Below are 18493 nucleotides of genomic sequence, written 5' to 3' on the forward strand. Positions count from 1 at the left end.
CTTACCTTCTTATACCCTTTTAAAAGAATTTTTTACCATAAAATGTTATCAAAAATTTTTTAAAAAACTCTTGACTTTAATTAGCTGGTCTCTTTATATTAACATTAGTTGTGTTTCCACCAACGTAATTAATTATATTTGTCAATAATTTTACAAACTCTTTCTGAGGTTTTGAAATACTCTTACATACATTTACATTTTTGTCTCCACTATTTATCCAAAAAACCTTCCCCTCCCCAACATTCCTGTAAACAAAAAGCGGTACATCCTTAGAATTTGAGTTTCTACCTTTACATAACACAAAAACATCTTCATTCCATTCTCCCCAACATATTTCTTCGTCATCTAGATAAAAAGTATCTTCCAAATTTGATAACAATGGATGATTTCTATATTCAGGATTTATCTCATATCTTACGGCTTCTTTGCATCTCTCAAAATTAGTAATTGTACATCCAAATATCGCTTCTAATTCATTATTTCGGGTTCGCCTATAAATTATGTCATGTGTCCCTAAAAGAAATCCTCCTTTTTTTACATAATCGCATAATTTGTTTTGTATAATATTTCTTTCATTTTCGTTTTCTGATAATTTTGTAACATCAGTTACAATTAAAATTACAATATGTAATACTTTAGGATTTAATGGAAAACAGAGGATTTCTCTAGGATGCCTTAATAAATAATAATTATAATTTGGACAACTCGTTTCTAAAGATGTTATTATATTCTTAGCAATATTATTACTGTCATCAATCCAAACTAATACGTACTTTTTTTTCTTTAGTTGATATAGAAGTATTCTTTTTATTTTACTAAACCAAATTTTAAAATTTTTATTGTTAAAAAATATAAACATTAATATAGTGACTATTACTTGCGATACTATGTTTATCAAATACTCTTTAAAAATTGTATAAAAAAACCTTAGCATCCTGCACCTCCTTAAACTTTTCAAATTTATTAGCCTTTTGCAGAAACGCTCAAGATGAGCGTTATCAAGCTTTACATAGAATCAAAAAAGTCTGGTCACCTTCCTTATAATTGTAGTAAAATATGATTATATAAAACAAATCTTCTACTATGAGGAGGGTTCCAAAATGTTCAACACCAAACCTAAACAACTTTCATTTTTAGACTTATTTTCCCACCTAAAGGCTTTGGTTTCTTAACAACTCTTGATACCCTCTTGGGCTTGTTCAATAGATTTATCGACTTGTCACATTATATACCTTCTTCTTTCTACAAATGCTTACTATAAACACTTTGGCAAGCATAGATACTTCTCCTTAGAATCTATGCTTCTGTGCTTCCTTGTCCAAAAATTACTCAAACTAAATACCCTAACACCGCTTCGCGCTGTTCTTCTTAACTCTTATGAACTCCGTTTATTTTGTAACTTAAATGGCAATGTCCCCTCTATTTCTACTTTCTCTCGCTTCAGAAAACTATTTAACAGTGAAATCCACAAACTCTTTCAAAATATCTCTATCCACGCACACAATATTTCTCTCCAACAATGCCCTCAAGCTTCTTCAATCTTAATCTTTGATACAACTGGTATTGTCCCACAGGTCCGTGAAAATAACCCAAAATTCATTCATCTACTGCTGAAAAATACATCAAAAGCTAATCCTGAGCTGTCTTCTGATAAAATCTACTTCTGCTGTTTATTCTTCTTTGCCTAAAAGTGCTAACGCTAATCCTAACATCCGCCTTATGTTCACAAATGACCATTTCTGCTGGGCTTTGAAATTTGCTGTCATCATAAGCGCTCTCGGTATTCCTTTAGCATTAGTTCCTCTGTTTAACTCTGATTCTACTTTTTCTGACCCACATCAAGAAAAAGCTATCTCCGACTTCTGCCGCTTTAATTCCTTCGCTCGAAACTTTATTCTCTTATATTCCCAAAAATTTTTCTACTTTCATCGCTGATAGCGCCTTGGATTCACATAACATCTACTCCACTTTAATAAATTCTTTCAACTTCTCTAAAATAGTTATTCCTCTAAATACAAGAGCCTCTAAAAATACTATACCTACTTCAGATCCTAATATCGTTATATCTGAAGATATGGTATCCCTATCTGCAAAAAGTTCAATAAACCTTTTAAACCCAAAGGCAAATGTCAGGGTAAAAATCGCTCTTTGCGCCTTAAATGGACTTGCCCTATGTCGCAATACAAAGATGGCAAACGTGTCTGCTCTTGCCCTCAACCTTGTACTACCTCTAAATCGGGGGCAATAGTTTATATATCCTGACGATTTTCGCTCTTTCCCAGGTCTGAGCAGAAATTCTCAAGAGTTTTTAGACCTCTACAAAAAAGTGTCGCTGTAGAGCAGACTATTTTCCACTTAAAATCCTACATGGGCTCTGATACTATTCTGTCCTTATGACCATATTTCTATTTTCTCTGATTTCTTGCTATCTGCCATTACTTTTTCGCTCTTGTTTATTCTCGCTCACAATATCAAACTCTATTGATTCTTTATTGACTATCAAAAAGCTTAACAAACTCAAAAAACTTATCGCTTAAAACTACTATTTTTTAAGTCTATTTCTTACAAAAAATTTATGGTTTTGTTTTTACTGAAACCTTCTAAGCTCAGAGTTTAGAAGGCTTAGGATACTATTGTCTTTTTCAAAGTTGTTAATTTTTATCATATGTTTTTACTGATTATTTTTGTTTGTATTGATAATATTTGGTTATCATTTTGCTTTTCTTTTTGTATCTTGATTGTATTTCATGTTAGTATTGGCATCTCTTACCTTCAATCACCACCCATTTTGCAAACGCCTACTTTTCGAATTTATATGAATCTATAATGTTTAATGTTTTAAAAATCGCATTTAATTTAAATAATTAGAATAATTTAGGGCATGTACCCTTCGAAAATGATATTATCACAGTATTTTCTCGCAAATTTTTCTTCCTCTTTGTTCTTTACTGTCCAACCCAAAATTATAAATCCCTTTTCTTTGAATTTTATAATTCTTTTATTAGGCATATCATGAATATTATATGCAATAAAATCAGGGGAAATAAATTTATTTAGATACATATTTTTTAGAATCATTTTTTTCACCCACACCATGTCTTCTTCTGTAAAACTACATGAGAGAATTCCACAAACAAGGTGTGGAGCTTTTCTCTTAAACCATAATATAGTAAAAGGATTAAAAGATTGAATAGCATACTGACCTTCATAGTCTCTTAACACTTCCCATAAATTTTTCTCCAATCTGCCAGGATATTTTTCATTTTTTATTTCAATTAACAAAGGAACCCTATTATTTACAATTTCTAATACTTCAGTTAAAAGCGGTATTTTTTGGTCAGAATCGTACAGATTATACTTTCTTATTTCACTATATTCGCAATCTGAAATTCTCTTTCTAACACCTGTCATCCTTTCTAACGAGCTATCATGAAATACAATTATCTTTTCATCTCTACTTAAACGAACATCAAGCTCAATAGGAAAACCATACTCTATTGCTCTTTTAAAAGCTTTTATAGAGTTTTCAGGACACTTGCCATTATTGCTATGAAGTCCTCTATGTGCAATTGGTTTCTCAAGCAACCATTTTAATTTTTCATTTAAGACAGGCATGTAATCTCCCCCTCTTCTTCAATACATCCTTTTTATCCTAATATTTATATCCACATTTTAATTTTGATATTGTAGCAAATATTAGCATCAATTCTATTTATTGATCAATTTGTTTTATCAACTTAAACTAACTTACATTGTTTACTTTTCTTTATTTTATAGTAAAGCTTAATTCTATTAACTTTATTATATGTGCTGCTTCTCTTGACAGTTATATAATTCCTTTACATTACATAATAGTAAACTATAGGCTCTCTTATCTAAGTAAATTTCCTTATAAATAAATTTACGGGTTGCTAATAATTTAATAAATAGAAAATATACTCGCCAATTAATTTACTTTAATTGTATCAAATTCAAATAAATTTTCTTCTTATATTGCTCTGCAGGTTTCCCCCTTAACAATTGAGTGCTCAACAATTAGTCTCTTGTATGTCTTGTAAGGCTCCTCAAGTTCTTTTATTAGCATCTCAGCTGCATAATATCCTAAATAAAATATATTGGTATTTACAGTTGTCAATCTTGGCGAAGATAGCTTAGAAAAAATTGATTCGTTAAACCCTATGACAGACACGTCATACCCTACTTTCAAATCAAGCTCCCTGCACGCTCTTATTGCTGCATATGCAACAACCTCGTCAATACACACAATAGCCGTTGGCCTGTTGGGTAATTGCAACATCTGTTTTGCCTTTTCATACGAGCTTTGCTCATCAAACTCAGTAAACATAATATATTGGTTCTCAACTGGAATTTTGTATTTGGCAAGAGCACTTTTGTAACCCGAAAGCCTATCTTGAGTCAGAACAAGATTTTCCATTCCACCCAGAAAACCTATTTGAGTATGTCCAAGTCGAATTAGATACTCTGTTGCATCAAACGCAGCTTTTTTGTTGTCGTTGTCAACCCAGTTTACATAGTCTTTATCCTTGTCAGGCGACCCTATCAGCACAAAAGGAAATTTTAGATTTCGCAAGTATTTTATTGCATAGTCGTTTATACGTGACGTCAGAAGTATAAACCCATCAACTTTCTTGCTTTTAATAAGCCTCTCCAAACTCTCTTTTTCCTTTTCTGGAGGCACAATCGAAAGCACTATTTCATATTCAGTATTGTTTATATAGCTGCAGATTCCAGATACAACTTGGTCGAAAAACGTAGAAGTCAGAGTTTGCTCAAGCCTTCTTGGCATGAAAATGCCCACCGAATAAGCCTTTTTCATAACAAGACTTTTCGCACTTGCATTTGGGATATATCCAAGTTTTTTTATCGCTTCCATCACTCTTTTTGTTGTCTCGGGAGAAATTTTTGCTTTGCCAGATAACACTCTTGACACTGTGGAAGGTGAAACACCTGCTTCCCTTGCTATGTCTTTAATAGTTACCATCTTAATCTCATCCCAACTCTTTCTTACCTTTATTCTCTTAAAGTTTAATTTCAATAATACCAAATATTCTGAAAAATTGCAAATTATACTGAAAAGCTTGATTGCCTTTAGCTCTCAGAAGATTTTATTTCTGGCAATGTCATCTCAATCACAAAATGATTATCACCAGTTGAATATTTTATCAGATATGAACCCTCAGGATAATATAGCGCAAACTTGTTTTTGAGAATATTCATCACTTCTTCAATCTTCTCACGGTTTTTTACGACATCATTGTAATATATTCTTATATTCAACATTCCTGATAATTCAAATATTGAAAGCTGAATTACACTTTTAATTGGAAGCTGTCTTTCTGAACAACTGGTAAAAAGCTTTGCGATAAAACTCAGTGTCCCATGAAGTATAAATCTTTCTTTCAGACTATCGTCGTGGAAGTTTACAACTATTTCAAAATTGTTCTTGAGTGAATAAACACAACCAGAAAGAATTGTTTGAAATAACGTAACCTCATACCACATCGGGACAAATATGCGGTTTGAATACACGCTTGTTTCTAAGGTGTCTAAAAGTGACTTTGCTAACCCTTCAATTTCCTTTTGTCCTTTTTCAACTGCTATTCCATATATAATCTGAATATTTCTTATTATCATTTCCTTGTAATCAAAAATAAATTGGTTTTCAGCCCCACTTTCTTCTTTTACTAAATGAAATTTATTCTTTAATGTTTGCACAGCACTTTCAAATTTTTTATCATCTTCATTGAAAAACTCAAAGTTACTCTCCATTAACTTTAAAACATCCTCTATCTTCTTAACTCGTCCACCAAATTCATTTACAATAGGTAAAATCCCAAAAACATATCCTGCAGCTACAATCAAGCTTAAACTTGTACAGATCAAAATCCAGGAAACTATGCTATATGTATGAGTTTGAAGCTGAATATATAAAACAAGTCCAAAAAATAACAGAAGTTCTGTAAATGTGACTATCCCATACGCTCTTGTAAACTTTTCTTTCATAAACTTCTCACCAACTGCCAATCCCTTTCTTGTATTCTTTTAAATATATACCCATATTTTTGAGATATATGCACAAAAAGTTTAGTACTTCTTTGTCAAAATACCTGTATGTTAATTCAATTTTAATATTATTTAAACGGTATTAGCAACTACTTTTTGATTGTAAAATTTCACAAAAATTTAAACACAACCTTTATACTCTTTTCTCTACCCTTAGATGACGCAACTTCAATGGCTTTTTGATAATCCTCAAGTCTAAAATAATGGGTAATAAGCTTTTCATACGGAATTCCGTGCTGCTGAATAAGGCTCAGTGCAAGCTGATACGTAGACATCTTGTATTCATTTATATTTTCTGTGCTGTAACAGTAAGCACCTTTGACATTCAGTTCTTTAAACCAAATAGGGGTCAAATCCAAATCTTTTACAAGTGATGCAAGCCCCACAAGAATATAGCTTCCTCGGTGTTTTGTAAGCCACATACCATCCCTAATGGTCTTTCTTGACCCTACACAGTCAAAGACCTTGTCAAACCCCCCAAGCAAGACTTTATCACCAATCATTGGTTTAAATATTTTAGCATCAGATATCTTGGCAAGTTCATCTAAATATCCTTCTTTTGACTTTACCACTCTGTTTGCACCAAACTCTTTTGCCAAATCTGCTTGAAAATCATATTTTGCTATAGCCGTAATATCTGCTGAGCTTCCAAGCTTTCTCAAGCTCCAAATAATTAAAAGTCCAATTATTCCGGCTCCATAAACCAAAACCTTTTCGCTATCTTTTGGAAAATTTCTCATAACAGGATGAAGAGCTGATGCTAATGGGTCGACCAGTATCGCCTCTTGGTCCTTGACAGTAGCAGGTACTTTTATAACCTGCGACTTGTGTGCAACAAAATATTCTCCCCACGACCCACCTGTTGTGCTGCACGCTCCCATAATTGTACCAGGTGAAAGCTTCCCTTCTGTTATATTAAGACAGGTTGAAAATTCCTCTTCCTGACAAGAGCTGCATCTTGGAAGTTCTCGTGCGTCACAGTCAAGCACCGGGTCAACAATGACTCTCTCACCTATTTCAAACTCCGAAACAGCTTTGCCCTTTTCAACTATCACTCCAAGATTCTCGTGCCCTATGACGAAAGGAAATGAAGCAAAAGGTGAGGTTGAGGGTGAATCGTGTAAAAATATGAGATTTAAGTCAGAACCACAAATTCCTGCGTATGTGGTTTTTATTTTAACATAGTTCTCTGATGGAAGCTCAGGTTCAGGAATGTCTTTAAGTTGAATACATGAAAATCTATTGTAAAAAAACTTCTTGGAAATTTTACCAAGCAAAAGAGTTCTTATGTACTTTGCAACATTTGCATCAAACACAACTGCTTTCATTCTTTATATCTCCTTTCTCTCAAAAATTCTGCCAAAAACTCTAAGAGGCTGCACACTCCCCTTGCAGCCTCTTGTAATTTAAAAGCTCATATTTAAATTATACCGTATTTCTTACCCAAGTGTTCAAGGACATCTAATGTTCTGTCAAGATGCTCTTTTGTATGCCCAGCTGTAATAGACATTCTAATTCGCGAAAGTCTTCTTGGCACAGCAGGATAAAACACAGGATTTACATATATCCCTGCTTCATGAAGCTCTCTGCACATCTCTTTTACTTTGTAATCATCCCCTATAATTATTGGAAAAATAGCAGTTTGCTGATTACCAAGATTAAACCCAAGCTTTAGAAGGTTTTCTCTAAAATACCTGATATTGTCCCAAAGTCTTTGGCGAAGCTCTGGTTCTTCTTCAATAACATTCAACGCTTCAATTAAAGAAGCTGTTGCCTGTGGTGTTGGTGCTGTTGAGAACATGTATGCTCTTGAATAAAAGTGCAGATAGTTTACAAGCTCTTTGTTTGTTGCGATAAATCCACCAACAGCACCAAGCGCTTTTGATAAAGTTCCTGCAACTATATCAACCTTTCCTTCCACATTGCAATGTTCAGGTGTTCCTCTGCCATTTTTACCAATTACACCTGTAGCATGAGCTTCATCAACCATGACAAATGCGCCATAAGCATGTGCTATTTCAACAATCTGGTCAAGCGGGGCAATGTCACCGTCCATAGAATACACACCATCAACAATGACAAGTTTTGTGTTGTACTTATCCTTAACCTTTTTCAATACCTTTTCCAAAGAATCCATATTGTTGTGTCTGAAAAACTCTACATTTGTGTTTCTACAACCATCAATTATGCTTGCGTGCACATACATGTCAAGTATAGCAACGTCCTTTTCGTGCAGAATTGCTGAAATTGTCCCCAGATTGGATCCATAACCGCTTGTGTAAATTAGAGCATCTTCACAGCCTTTGAACTTTGCAAGCTTCTTTTCAAGCTCTACATGAATGTCAAGTGTTCCACCAAGAAGTGGCACAGACCCAGCCCCTGTACCATACTTTTTGACAGCTTCAATCCCTGCTTTAATTGTTCTTGGATGTTTTGTTAGATTGAGATAATCGTTTGATGCAAGATTTATCATCTCTTTGACCTGTCCTGTGTAATGGTCGATAATCTTCATTGTTGGTCCTGACCCTGTTATTGAAATTCTTCTGTATTGATAATGTCTTCTTCTTACATAATCTTCCTTGTACTCCCAAAACTCCTTTGCAAGCTCCATAATGTTTTTATCTTCACTCTTCATAAAATCAGCAAGTGAAAATTTTGTGGTATCAATCATGTTTTTTTCAACCTCCTTCTGAACACATTTTTGTGTACATATATAACTTAAAAAAATTATTTAAAAATGGGATTTCCGCTACTGTCGATGTCAAGATGAAGAGCTGCAAAGTCTTTTCCAAGCCCTGGCATTGCAATTATATCACCGCACATGACAACTATAAATCCAGCCCCATTTTTTATTTCTATGTCTGTAACATTTAATATAAAATCTTTTGGTTTTCCAAGTAATTTCGGGTCATCAGAAAGCGAATACTGAGTTTTTGACATACAAATGGGAAAATGTTCAACCTTGAGGTTTTTTATAAGTTCAAGTTTTGACAAAGCTGCTTTAGAAAACTTTACATCTTTTGCGCCATAGATGATGGTTGCAACTTTTTTAATTTTCTCCTCGATAAAATCACTGTCTTGGTAAACAAAGTTTATTCTTTTTCTTTTATCGCTCAACCTTATAACCTTTTCAGCAAGCTCAAGCACACCTTCTGACCCGTGAGTATATGCACTTGATACTGAAAATTCTACACCCATTTCCTCACAAAAAGACCTGATAAGCTCAATCTCTTCATCTTTATCGTCCGGAAACTTATTTAAAGCCACCACTGTCTCAAGCCCCATGACTTTGAGATTTTCAATGTGTTTTTCTAAATTCTCAAGTCCTTGTTGAATAGAATTTACACCACTTTGTAAACCACTATTTTCTTCAATCTTCGCATGATGTTTTAATGCTTTAACTGTCACAACAAGAACAGCAGCTTGTGGATATATTCCAGATTTTCTTGCAACAATATTTATAAACTTCTCTGCTCCTAAATCCGACCCAAAACCTGCCTCAACAACTACATATTCAGAAAGTTTTTGAGCAATTTTTGTTGCAACAATGCTATTTGTCCCGTGTGCAATATTTGCAAAAGGACCACCATGAACAATTGCAGCGGTATTTTCAGAAGTTTGAACAAGGTTTGGTTTTAGTGCATCTTTTAATAAAAGAGCCATACTCCCATGGACATTCAAATCCTTGGCATACACAGGTTTTTTGTCATAGGTAAAACCTACTAATATATTTCCAAGTTTTTCTTTTAGATCGTCATAGCTCATTGAAAGACACAAAACTGCCATCACTTCAGAGGCAACAGAGATAACAAACCCATCTTCTCTTATAGCACCTTTCTGGTCATTTGAAAGTCCAACTATAATGTGCCGAAGACTTCTATCATTCATATCCATTGCTCTTTTTATGGTTATAGACTTTGGATTTATTCCAAGTCTATTTCCATGATAAATGTGGTTGTCAACAGCAGCGCAAAGAAGATTGTTTGCAGAGGTCACTGCATGAATGTCTCCTGTAAAGTGAAGATTTATATCAATTGAGGGCAAAATCTGAGAAGCGCCGCCACCTGTTGCCCCACCTTTTAAACCCAAAAACGGTCCTAAGGAAGGTTCTCTTAAAGTAACGATAGATTTAAACCCCAGCCTGTTTATTGCCATAGAAAGACCAATCGCAGTTGTCGTCTTCCCCTCTCCAAAAGGTGTTGGGTTAATAGATGTCACTAAAATAACCTTGCCCTCTTGTAATTGTGCTTTTTTCTTAAGAATATCCAAACTTATCTTTGCCTTGTATTTTCCATAAAGCTCAATTTCATCTTCGTCAAGTCCTATTTTTTCTGCAATCTTGGATATGGGTTCGAGTACTTCTTCTACTTTTGAGATGCTCTTCATAAGCAAATCTCACCTTACCTTTTGATATGCTTTGTTTAAAAATCTCTCGCGATTTACAATAAACCTTTCGTGAAACCCTTCTCCAATCTTCTCAAAGCTGTCATACGCCTCAACTTTAAATGTGAGTTTTCTGTCTTCAATGGCAATCAGCTGGGCAACTGCTTTTACTTTCATTCCCTTTGGTGTTGGTGCTAAGTGCAAAACATCTACTTTGCTTCCAACTGTGGTATAACCTTCTTCTAAATAATTTTCGACACAAAGAAGTGCCGCATTTTCCATCAGCGCTATCATTGAAGGAGTTGCAAAGACATCCAAAAATCCGCTTTGAAAATGAGAAGCAAGCATGTTATCGCTCACTACTTCCTCAATTTTAAATTTAAGTCCAACTTGAAGTTCTGGTTTTTTCAATTTGAATGCGCCTCCTTTGAATGCTGCTGTGCATTTGGAATACTATTTAAAACATTCTTATATAGTGCACAATTTTGTTCACAATATACGCTTTAATAAATATATTACTTCTATTTTGTGGAATTGTCAATTATAATATGAAAAAGTTTGACTTGAAAATGCTGATAAGATGAATTATAATTGTTTTTGCAAAATGAAAAAGGCGGAGAGATGGCCGAGTGGTCGAAGGCACACGACTCGAAATCGTGCGTACCGCCAAAAGCGGTACCGTGGGTTCGAATCCCACTCTCTCCGCCATTTTCTATTTTTTGGGGCGTGCAATCTTCACTTCTCAAAATATATGCATTGGTAACAGAAAGATTGTCTAAGATTTGTGGTATAATAATATTTAAATATTCTATAGCCAAAAGTTCTACCTAATGACAAAGGAGCTGAATACAGTGATTGCCGAAATATTCGCTGTATCAATAATTGCAGGTTTTGTAGGCTCACTTCTGGGAATTGGTGGGGGGCTTATTGTCATCCCTTTTTTGTCAATTGTATTCAAGTTCAATATGCACCAGGCTGCTGCAGCCGGGCTTGTGTCAGTCATTGCAACATCGTCTGGAGCTGCGTCTGCATATGTCAAAGATAAACTTACCCATCTCAGAATAGGAATGTTCTTGCAGCTTGCAACAGTCATCGGAGGTGTACTTGGAGCAATCTTGAGCGGTATTCTGCCTGCAAAAGTTTTGTCACTTATATTTGGAATTTTGCTTTTATACAACTCGTTTTTGATGATAAAAAATAGAAAGTCTGATGAAAAGCCACAACCATCAAGCCTTCAAATCTCCAAATGGGCAAAGAAGCTTAAACTTTACGGAAGCTACTTTGACAAAATCCAAAACAGAGAAATAGAATACAGTGCACAAAATATTGCAGGTGGCTTTTCGATGATGATTTTTGCAGGAATACTTTCTGGACTTTTGGGTATTGGTAGTGGGATTTTCAAGGTTTTAGCACTTGACACTATAATGAAACTGCCTTTTAAAGTATCAACTGCAACAAGCAACTTCATGATGGGCGTGACTGCACTGGCCAGTATTAGCATATATCTTGCAAGAGGCGATATTGTATACGATGCATGTGGAGCTGTTGCAGTAGGTGTGCTTTTCGGTTCATTGCTGGGAGCAAAGGTTATGCCTTACATAAAATCAAAGTATCTGCGTGTTGCATTTGCTTTAGTTCTAATCTATACCTCAATTGAGATGATAAAAAAGGGGTTGTTTTAGATGGAAAATAAAAAAATAACCACAATGGAAGACACAATAAGTATTGTTTTGAGAGCTGGAGTGCTGCTGAGTATAATTGTTATCTGTGCAGGACTTTTTCTGCATATTGTGCTAAAACTTTCTGCAGGAAGCCTGATTATAAAAACAGGGCTTTATATTCTTTTTCTTACTCCCTTCGCAAGACTCGTTGTGTCTTTATTGATGTTCTTGATTGAAAAAGATTTGATATACTTTGCTATAACACTTTCTATAATTCTAATTATAATAGGAAGCAATTTACTTGTATCAATTAATTTCTAAAATATTTGCTAAGAGTATAAATAGCCACAGGGCTCAAATCTTCCCCTGTGGCTCTAATTATTTTCTGTATAAGATTCAGTATACTATTTTTATCTTACTAAAAGTTTCTTGTTAAATACATTTTTGAGAGTCAGCAAAATGTTATATACCCAGACAACAAACAAAATCCAGACAAAAGACTTTACAAAAAGATTTAACAACAAAAAATTGTAACTTGAATTAACTTTAAAAGTTGCAAGAACAAATATACCAACAGGGAAAATATATGCCCAGTATGCAAGGCTAAATGGAATTTTTGTTTTTAGATTTTTCAGCAGTAAAACAACCAATGCCATTAATATCCAAAATCCAAATCCCCAGAGTATTGTTGTCAGTACGTTAATCAAAGCTGGTAAAGCTGCATTATCAATTATCCCTGCAAGTTTGAGGCTCTGCACAAAGCCCTTTAGAGCAACAATTGAGGCACCAACAGGTGCAAGAAGAATAAACATTGTTGGAAAATGACCTTTTTCAATAGGTTCTTGTAAAATAAACCTTCCTTTGATAATCGGCAAATAACTTAAAAATAGCATAAATCCTATTCCAAACATAGTCAAATTTATGAAGGTTATTATGCTTTTTTCATTGCCATCAACTACACTTCTGTTTATGATTTCATTGCCAAGTATAGGTACTATTATATTTCCAACAGGTGGCATAAAATACGCAAAGTTTAAGAGTGAACCTGGTATTTCTCTGTGAGAAAGATGAACTAAAAATGTTGTTATTGAAAATATTATCATAAGAAAACTTCCTAAATAGAATGAATACCTTGCAAAAGCGGCTGAAAAAATTTTCCCAAAGAACTGCTGGTTAATTAAAATATTTAATCCTACAATCAAAAGGGAAATTGGCATTGTAGCAAAATAGTTTGATAAAAGAGGATTTTCTATATCCTTTTTTACACTTTCAAATCCTATAAACCATCTTAGAAACCAGATTAAAAAGATTATTGCAAAAAATACAATGTTAATCAAGGCAAAAGTAATAGACAAAAAGTTATAGCCAACAGCTTTGAAAAGATTTGTAATAATTCCAGTTCCCATACAAACAACAAACCATGACGGATAAAAGTTTTTGATGATACTTTTCATTTTTCTCCACCTTTCATAATTGTATAAGAATATAATTATATTATAATGAATAAGTTCTTTAATTTCAATCAAAATTTTCAAACAGAGAAAATAGTATTATAATTTTCTCATGAGCAATACATTAATTTGTGTTTTGAAATATCTTTATATGAAAGGATGATTAATATGATTCCTCTTTGGGAAAACCAAGATGATATTCCTTTTTTCGATCCTGAAAACCCGTTTGTTCCTCATCTTGTACCTTATACACTTGAAAGCAGTAACAAACTCTCGTGTATAATTGTATTTCCGGGAGGTGGATACACCCACAGAGCCCAGCATGAGGGCGAACCTGTCTGCAAATGGTTAAACTCCATAGGAATTTCAGCTTTTTTGCTAAATTATAGAGTCTTGCCCTACAAACACCCTGCTCCTCTTTTGGATGCCAAAAGATCAATTAGACTTGTAAGATACTTTTCAAAAAAATGGAATATTGACCCAAATAGAATTGGTGTTTTGGGCTTTTCTGCAGGCGGGCACTTGGCATCCTTGGTTGGTACACATTTTGACAGTGGCGACAAGAAAAACAACGACCCTGTTGAAAGAGTTTCCAGCAGACCCGACTGTATGGTTCTGTGCTATCCTGTTATAAGCCTTGCTGAGTATGCCCACGAAGGCAGTAAAAAAGCTCTGCTTGGTGAAAACCCCGACCCAGTTTTGGTATGGACACTTTCATCCCACAACATGGTTTCAAGCAAAACACCGCCAACATTTTTGTGGCATACAAGCGATGATAGTAGCGTCCCTGTAGAAAACTCTCTTTTGTTTGCAATGGCTCTAAAAAAACACGGGGTACCGTTTGAGCTTCACATTTTCCCTCACGGAAGACACGGACTTGGTCTTGCCAGCGAGACTTTATATGTCAAAGAGTGGACAAACCTCTGCGAAAAATGGTTTGAAAGCATAGAGTTTATAGGATATAATGTTTGATAGTAAAACGCATTTTCAACTTTAAAAGAAAGGGATTGCAAATGCTTCTTAGAAAAGAAGGAAGAAAAAGAGAACAGAAAAAGATAATAAAAGAAAACAGGCTTTTAGAGGCTGCATACAATCTTTTTATTGAAAAAGGAATCACAGCTACTGCAATAGATGAAATAGTTAAGAAAGCTGGCGTTGCAAAGGGAACTTTTTATCTTTATTTTAAAGATAAAGAGGATATCCTGGAAAAGTTAATCCTCAAAAAAAGTAGTGAGATTGTCAAAAAAGCATTGCAAGAGGTATCTACAAGAGAATTTTCGTCTTCTGTTGACAAATTTCTTTATTTTCTTGAGTATATTATTGACTATTTAAGTAGAAACAGAGTTCTTTTTAAATTCTTAAAAAAGGATTTTTCATGGGTGTTTTATAAAAAGATTACCGAAAATGAACAGTTTGCAGAATTGAAAAGAGCAAAAGAAATGTTCCTAAAAAATTTTAATACAAACTATACCCAAGAAGAACTTGAGATAGTTGTTTTTATGATACTTGAACTTGTCAGCTCACTCACCTATTCAAGTATTGTAAATGACGAGCCTGCTCCAATCGAAAAGGTAAAACCTCTTCTTTTGTCCACAATTCGAAAAATTCTTGAAAATTGAATTTCACAATTTCTTAATCTCCTTTCACAATCTTTTCACAATTTGTTCACACACCATCTCTTTTTTTGCCTTATAATAGATATTACAAAAACTGCACAGAAGGAGCTTAAAAAACTGCGATGGACACAGCCTTGATTTCAAATGAGACAAAGATTATAAAATCAATGTTTGCACTCGGCACAGACATTCATTTTATTTTTTACCAATCAAACTTTGAAAGTGCACTTGACAGGGCCCACAGTCTCATTTTAGATATGGAAAATAAATTGTCGGTTTTCAAGCCAAAAAGTTTAGTAGCAAAATTAAATAGATACGGAAATTACATCCCCATAAAGGTTTGCCCGGAGGTTTATGAGCTTATAAAAAAGTCGGTTGAGTACAGCCTATTTTCAGAAGGTTATTTTGATATAACGGTAAAAAGACTTATAGATATGTGGAAAGAAGCAAAACAAAAAAATAAGATGCCGTCAAAAGAAGAAATAGAACTTGCTCTCACTTTTTCAGGCTCAGAAAACATACAGCTTTTATCAAACTATAGAGTAAAGCTCAAAAACAAAGTCAAACTTGACTTTGGAGCTATTGCCAAAGGCTTTCTTGCAGACAAAATACGTGAGATTTTTGAACAGGAAGGTATAAATTCAGCAATTGTCGACCTTGGCGGGCATATACTGACAGTTGGGAAAAAACATGATGAGAGCCTTTGGAAGGTGGGAATTCGGCATCCTTTTAAAACAAGAGAAGATGTGCTGGGTTTTTTAGAGCTTGGTAGTACTTCAGTTGTAACATCCGCAAGTTATGAAAGGTATTTTACAATTGATGGCAAAAAACTTTCACACATAATCAATCCAAAAACAGGATTTCCTGTAAAAGATGACATTGCAAGTATAACCGTTGTTGACACAAACTCAACATTTGCAGATGCGATGTCAACTGCCCTTTTTGCAATGGGATTTAAAAAGGCCATAAATTTCATACAGGACAGCAAGACTATTGAAGCAGTGGTTGCTACTTCTTTTCGAGAAATATATATAACACCAGGGCTTGCACAAAGGTTTACCCTGTGTGATAGCTCTTTCAGAATTATTAAGACAAATGAGGTGATTGTTCTGTGACAAAAAGAAACCTTTGTGGGCACAAAATTAAAAGTACACGGGCTGCTCAAAATTAAGAAAGTTTAGCAGCCCATTTTTGTTGTTTTTTATCTTTTAGCACACCCATGGACGGTTAAATTTATCCATGCTCAGTAAATACTCTGCAAAACCTCGCTGTTTAAACTCTATATCTTCAATCCGCAAAACAGGGAAAATACCTGCTATGCTGCTTGTAATAAAACACTCATCCATATCTTTGATATCATCTACTTTCAAAAAAGCTTTTCTTACTATATATCCTAATTTTTCAGATACCCTTATCACATGTTTTCTTACAATGCCAGGAAGCAGTCCGCACAAAATGTGAGGTGTGTAAATAACATTATTTTTTCTAAAAAAGATATTGGCAAACGCTGCCTCGCATATAAAACCATCTTGATTGAGAAAAAGACAGCTGTCAAATCCTTTCTTTTTGGCACTTTTTTCTTCTATCAAATTCACACCTATATTGGTAGTTTTTATGTAGTTAAGTATATTGGCTTTATCCTTTCTTGTGCGTGCGATTTTCAGCTCAAATCCCTTTTGGAAAAGAGCTCTGCTATATCTTATTTCCTTTTGCTTCAAAATCAAATTGCCATCAAAATATAAAACCCTTATCCCACCATAATCTCTACCACAAAAAACCATATACCTTTCTATAGCTTCCTTGAACTTTTCAAACTCCAAATCAAACTCAACTCCAAGTATCCAGAAGGCTCTTTTAAATCTTTTAAAGTGTTCAAACAAAAAATGCACACCTTTTTTGTCAAAATAAACCGTCTCAAAAGGAATCAATCCAAAGCTATACGACCGAAAAAACTCTTCCAAAATTTTTGCCTCCTTTTTACATAAATGTAAAATAATTAATTCCTAAAATTTCTATAAATGGTCTTCCTTTGTGGATTGTCTCCCACCACTCTTCCTCTTCTTGAGAGTCCCAAACAATTCCGCCCCCAACACTAAAGTATACTGTGTCCTCTTCTATAACAAGCGTTCTGATTGCAATGTTAAAATCCATGTTGAAATTGTTTGAGATATAACCAATAGAACCACAGTATATCCCCCGCGGACACTTTTCAAGCTCCTCTATAATCTTTATAGCATTCAGTTTTGGTGCACCTGTTATTGACCCGCCAGGAAAGGTTGCTTCAATTATCCTTTTTAAATCCATACCATTTAGAAGCTTTCCCTTTATAGTTGAAACAAGATGAAAAACTGTTGAGTATTCTTCAACATCAAAAAGTTTTTCAACCTCAATGGACTCTGGCAAACATATCTTTGCAAAATCGTTTCTCTCAAGGTCAACAATCATCAAAAGCTCTGACCTGCACTTTATATCGTTATATAACTGCTTTTTTAAAATTCTATCTTCTTCTGGGGTTTTTCCACGTTTAGATGTACCTTTTATTGGTTTGGTTATGAGGATATCCCCTCTTTTTCTTAAAAAAAGTTCGGGCGATGTTGATATTACAGATGCTTTTGGAAGCTTTATATATGCATGGTAACAGCCATAGTTTCTTTTTCTGAGGTTAAAATACAAAAAGTCAGAGTCAAATACTCCTTTTACAAAAAAGCGCTGTGAAAGATTTACTTGGTAAACATCACCTTCAAAAATATAATTCTTTATTCTTTTCACCGCTTGCATGTATTCTGACTTTTCAAAGTTGCACCAAGCTCTTTCAATGCAAGTTCTTTTAAAGCTTGGCAGAGCAAGGTTTTCACTTATTAGGATCATTTCGAATTCTTGTGCTAAAGCTTTAGATGTAAAAGAAGCATATGTCTTTTTTTCAAAGTGGTCAATAACAACAAAATCTTCAAAATATCCAAAATACGCTTTGGGAATAGGAGAAGTATCTTTTTTCCTTTCAATTTCAAAAAGGTCAACACCAAAGTTGTAAGAAAAATATCCTGCAAACCCACCATTAAAAACAAAATCAGAAGTGTCTTTATTTTTTTCTACTTTGTCTGAAAGTTGCTTTAAATATTCAAAAACATCATCATCTTCATTGCAGATAAAAACTTCTTTGGGCTTTAAAAACAAAAAAGAATATCTTCCATACCTCTTGCTCAGCATACTGCTCTCAAGCAAAACTGAAAAATCACTTTTCAAATGACAAAAAATCAAAAATGGGTCAGGTACTATGTTATAAACTAAAATCTGCACT

General features: G+C 34.2%; 16 protein-coding genes, 1 tRNA gene and 1 pseudogene. 7 read left to right on the forward strand and 11 right to left on the reverse strand.

Annotated elements, in window-relative coordinates; genetic code table 11:
- Nucleotides 1-76 precede the first annotated feature (76 nt).
- On the reverse strand, nucleotides 77-934 hold the full coding sequence (locus ATHE_RS11075) for a ThuA domain-containing protein (protein ID WP_015908537.1): 858 nt from the start codon (nucleotides 932-934) through the stop codon (nucleotides 77-79).
- A 166-nt stretch (nucleotides 935-1100) separates the two neighbouring features.
- On the opposite strand from ATHE_RS11075, the pseudogene ATHE_RS14350 reads away from it, so the two are divergent.
- A pseudogene (locus ATHE_RS14350) lies at nucleotides 1101-2537 on the forward strand (transposase).
- A gap of 337 nt (nucleotides 2538-2874) precedes the next feature.
- Here the strand turns inward: ATHE_RS14350 and ATHE_RS11085 are convergent.
- The 7 genes from ATHE_RS11085 to ATHE_RS11115 all read right to left on the reverse strand — a co-directional run bounded on the left by ATHE_RS11085 (nucleotide 2875) and on the right by ATHE_RS11115 (nucleotide 10878).
- On the reverse strand, nucleotides 2875-3615 hold the full coding sequence (locus ATHE_RS11085; protein ID WP_015908538.1) for a glycerophosphodiester phosphodiesterase family protein: 741 nt from the start codon (nucleotides 3613-3615) through the stop codon (nucleotides 2875-2877).
- Nucleotides 3616-3988: 373 nt separating this feature from the next.
- A complete protein-coding gene (locus ATHE_RS11090; RefSeq protein WP_015908539.1) occupies nucleotides 3989-5002 on the reverse strand; it encodes a LacI family DNA-binding transcriptional regulator in 1014 nt (337 codons plus the stop codon).
- Nucleotides 5003-5109: 107 nt separating this feature from the next.
- Nucleotides 5110-6024: a hypothetical protein gene (locus tag ATHE_RS11095; RefSeq protein WP_015908540.1), complete on the reverse strand. Its 915-nt coding sequence runs from the start codon at nucleotides 6022-6024 to the stop codon at nucleotides 5110-5112.
- 170 nt (nucleotides 6025-6194) lie between these two features.
- The gene (locus ATHE_RS11100) at nucleotides 6195-7412 is read right to left on the reverse strand and encodes a zinc-dependent alcohol dehydrogenase (protein WP_015908541.1); all 1218 of its coding nucleotides are present in this window, start codon (nucleotides 7410-7412) and stop codon (nucleotides 6195-6197) included.
- Between the two features lie 92 nt (nucleotides 7413-7504).
- The gene (locus ATHE_RS11105) at nucleotides 7505-8755 is read right to left on the reverse strand and encodes an aminotransferase class I/II-fold pyridoxal phosphate-dependent enzyme (protein ID WP_015908542.1); all 1251 of its coding nucleotides are present in this window, start codon (nucleotides 8753-8755) and stop codon (nucleotides 7505-7507) included.
- Nucleotides 8756-8811: 56 nt separating this feature from the next.
- Nucleotides 8812-10470 (reverse strand): formate--tetrahydrofolate ligase, encoded by a 1659-nt coding sequence (locus tag ATHE_RS11110; RefSeq protein WP_015908543.1) that lies wholly within the window; start codon nucleotides 10468-10470, stop codon nucleotides 8812-8814.
- Between the two features lie 9 nt (nucleotides 10471-10479).
- Nucleotides 10480-10878: a thioesterase family protein gene (locus tag ATHE_RS11115; protein ID WP_015908544.1), complete on the reverse strand. Its 399-nt coding sequence runs from the start codon at nucleotides 10876-10878 to the stop codon at nucleotides 10480-10482.
- Nucleotides 10879-11082: 204 nt separating this feature from the next.
- Between ATHE_RS11115 and ATHE_RS11120 the strand changes: the two genes are divergently transcribed.
- The 3 genes from ATHE_RS11120 to ATHE_RS11130 all read left to right on the forward strand — a co-directional run bounded on the left by ATHE_RS11120 (nucleotide 11083) and on the right by ATHE_RS11130 (nucleotide 12449).
- Nucleotides 11083-11175, forward strand: a tRNA-Ser gene (locus ATHE_RS11120).
- 143 nt (nucleotides 11176-11318) lie between these two features.
- The gene (locus ATHE_RS11125; RefSeq protein WP_015908545.1) at nucleotides 11319-12149 is read left to right on the forward strand and encodes a sulfite exporter TauE/SafE family protein; all 831 of its coding nucleotides are present in this window, start codon (nucleotides 11319-11321) and stop codon (nucleotides 12147-12149) included.
- Nucleotides 12150-12449, forward strand: a complete 300-nt coding sequence (locus tag ATHE_RS11130; protein ID WP_015908546.1) for a DUF1634 domain-containing protein — start codon at nucleotides 12150-12152, stop codon at nucleotides 12447-12449.
- Between the two features lie 89 nt (nucleotides 12450-12538).
- On the opposite strand, the gene ATHE_RS11135 is transcribed toward ATHE_RS11130, so the two are convergent.
- Nucleotides 12539-13582 carry a TDT family transporter gene (locus ATHE_RS11135; RefSeq protein WP_015908547.1) on the reverse strand — a complete coding sequence of 348 codons (1044 nt, stop codon included), beginning with the start codon at nucleotides 13580-13582 and terminating at the stop codon, nucleotides 12539-12541.
- A 165-nt stretch (nucleotides 13583-13747) separates the two neighbouring features.
- Here ATHE_RS11135 and ATHE_RS11140 point away from each other — a divergent pair, with 165 nt between their 5' ends.
- From ATHE_RS11140 to ATHE_RS11150, 3 genes are all read left to right on the forward strand, one after another.
- Nucleotides 13748-14551 carry an alpha/beta hydrolase gene (locus tag ATHE_RS11140; RefSeq protein ID WP_015908548.1) on the forward strand — a complete coding sequence of 268 codons (804 nt, stop codon included), beginning with the start codon at nucleotides 13748-13750 and terminating at the stop codon, nucleotides 14549-14551.
- Between the two features lie 41 nt (nucleotides 14552-14592).
- Complete coding sequence (locus tag ATHE_RS11145; protein WP_015908549.1) at nucleotides 14593-15198, forward strand: TetR/AcrR family transcriptional regulator; 606 nt, start codon at nucleotides 14593-14595, stop codon at nucleotides 15196-15198.
- A 119-nt stretch (nucleotides 15199-15317) separates the two neighbouring features.
- Nucleotides 15318-16310: an FAD:protein FMN transferase gene (locus ATHE_RS11150; RefSeq protein WP_015908550.1), complete on the forward strand. Its 993-nt coding sequence runs from the start codon at nucleotides 15318-15320 to the stop codon at nucleotides 16308-16310.
- A gap of 93 nt (nucleotides 16311-16403) precedes the next feature.
- Here ATHE_RS11150 and ATHE_RS11155 read toward each other — a convergent pair whose 3' ends face one another.
- A complete protein-coding gene (locus ATHE_RS11155; RefSeq protein ID WP_015908551.1) occupies nucleotides 16404-17156 on the reverse strand; it encodes an aminotransferase class IV in 753 nt (250 codons plus the stop codon).
- A 16-nt stretch (nucleotides 17157-17172) separates the two neighbouring features.
- Complete coding sequence (pabB, locus tag ATHE_RS11160; RefSeq protein ID WP_015908552.1) at nucleotides 17173-18492, reverse strand: aminodeoxychorismate synthase component I; 1320 nt, start codon at nucleotides 18490-18492, stop codon at nucleotides 17173-17175.
- Nucleotide 18493 lies beyond the last annotated feature (1 nt).

This window comes from Caldicellulosiruptor bescii DSM 6725, assembly GCF_000022325.1.
Classification (GTDB): Bacteria; Bacillota; Thermoanaerobacteria; order Caldicellulosiruptorales; family Caldicellulosiruptoraceae; genus Caldicellulosiruptor; species Caldicellulosiruptor bescii.

Coding starts and splice junctions, on each gene's coding strand:
- ATHE_RS11075 (WP_015908537.1), bottom strand. CDS start 934: ATGCTAAGGTTTTTTTATACAATTTTTAAAGAGTATTTGATAAACATA.
- ATHE_RS11145 (WP_015908549.1), top strand. CDS start 14,593: ATGCTTCTTAGAAAAGAAGGAAGAAAAAGAGAACAGAAAAAGATAATA.
- ATHE_RS11090 (WP_015908539.1), bottom strand. CDS start 5,002: ATGGTAACTATTAAAGACATAGCAAGGGAAGCAGGTGTTTCACCTTCC.
- ATHE_RS11150 (WP_015908550.1), top strand. CDS start 15,318: ATGGACACAGCCTTGATTTCAAATGAGACAAAGATTATAAAATCAATG.
- ATHE_RS11100 (WP_015908541.1), bottom strand. CDS start 7,412: ATGAAAGCAGTTGTGTTTGATGCAAATGTTGCAAAGTACATAAGAACT.
- ATHE_RS11085 (WP_015908538.1), bottom strand. CDS start 3,615: ATGCCTGTCTTAAATGAAAAATTAAAATGGTTGCTTGAGAAACCAATT.
- ATHE_RS11110 (WP_015908543.1), bottom strand. CDS start 10,470: ATGAAGAGCATCTCAAAAGTAGAAGAAGTACTCGAACCCATATCCAAG.
- ATHE_RS11130 (WP_015908546.1), top strand. CDS start 12,150: ATGGAAAATAAAAAAATAACCACAATGGAAGACACAATAAGTATTGTT.
- ATHE_RS11095 (WP_015908540.1), bottom strand. CDS start 6,024: ATGAAAGAAAAGTTTACAAGAGCGTATGGGATAGTCACATTTACAGAA.
- ATHE_RS11105 (WP_015908542.1), bottom strand. CDS start 8,755: ATGATTGATACCACAAAATTTTCACTTGCTGATTTTATGAAGAGTGAA.
- ATHE_RS11140 (WP_015908548.1), top strand. CDS start 13,748: ATGATTCCTCTTTGGGAAAACCAAGATGATATTCCTTTTTTCGATCCT.
- ATHE_RS11135 (WP_015908547.1), bottom strand. CDS start 13,582: ATGAAAAGTATCATCAAAAACTTTTATCCGTCATGGTTTGTTGTTTGT.